This is a genomic window from Acidithiobacillus ferriphilus (genome assembly GCF_018854775.1).
GTDB classification, from domain to species: domain Bacteria; phylum Pseudomonadota; class Gammaproteobacteria; order Acidithiobacillales; family Acidithiobacillaceae; genus Acidithiobacillus; species Acidithiobacillus ferriphilus.
In genome coordinates this window covers 1-670 of record NZ_JAAZTY010000271.1, presented here as the reverse complement: position 1 = coordinate 670, position 670 = coordinate 1, and the positions used below count along the sequence as shown (strand labels likewise).

Here is a 670-nt window from a genome sequence, read left to right as displayed (position 1 = left end):
AATCCCGCCACCGCCGCTTCTACGCGAGCGGTCAGCGAGAATGTAGGCGAGGCCCACCAGACTGGCGATGGTAAAGTTCGCATAAGACACAAACATCATGGGCACATGCAGTTTCATCCAGAAGCTCTGCAATGCCGGAATGATAGGGGCTATGCGATTCATATGCTGGACAAACGTGAGCCAGAGCAGAAACACTGCGGCCACAGCCACCAACGGCATCACAAAAGCGCCTAGCGCTTTGGACTTGAAGCGGGATTCATAGTAGAGGTAGAAGAGGGAGGTGGCCGCACAAAATACCACCATCACCTCCCAAAGATTGGTCACCGGAACATGCCCCCAGTCGGGATGCCCGATGTAGGTTTCGCGCCAGCGCACACCAAGGGCGATGAAACCCATGAGCACGCCAACCCAGGTCAGCCCCGTTGCCAGACGCCCCACCTTTTCCGAGAGGGTAAAGAAATTTATCAGGTAGGCCGCCGTGGCCGCCAAAAAAAACCCGACCATCCACATGACGCCGGCGTAACCCTGCAGCACGTAGCGCAAGATGACGTCGTTGGCGGGCGTTTGCCCAATGCTATATAGCCAGACACCCAACAACGCGGCACTCAGCACGGTCAGGAAGGCCACTTGAAAGGCGCGCCAATGGATGCCAACGGCAACGAGCGTGACA

1 protein-coding gene is annotated in these 670 nt (G+C 57.2%); it reads right to left on the bottom strand.

The genetic code is table 11. From position 1 onward, the window contains the following. On the bottom strand, nt 1-670 hold a 670-nt coding region (gene ccsA, locus HF921_RS13795), incomplete at both ends, for a cytochrome c biogenesis protein CcsA (RefSeq protein ID WP_215893927.1).